The 217-nt window shown below is 61.8% G+C and carries 1 pseudogene; it reads right to left on the bottom strand.

Features of this window, described 5'->3' with window-relative positions:
* Positions 1-202 (bottom strand): annotated as a pseudogene (locus tag ACZYOF_RS45080) (IS256 family transposase); the annotation flags it as partial.
* Positions 203-217: the final 15 nt, after the last annotated feature.

Raw genomic sequence — 217 nt, 5'->3', positions numbered from 1 at the left:
GCACCGGGCCGTAACCATGCCGCACGACACGGGCGCGTCCGTCGGCAAGCTTCAAATCCTTCATCGTGGCAAGAAAGGTCTCGACTTCGACCTCGACGGCCTGCGCCAGAAGCTGCCGCGCACCAGCGCGCAAAAGATTGGTCAGTGGATCGTCGATCTCGTCGGGCTGACGGAGCGGGACAATGTTGCTAGTCTCGTTCATGGCGTATCGCTCTCC

It is taken from the genome of Bradyrhizobium sp. LeoA1Lang, assembly GCF_055413685.1.
This window is presented reverse-complemented; position numbering and strand designations above follow the sequence as displayed.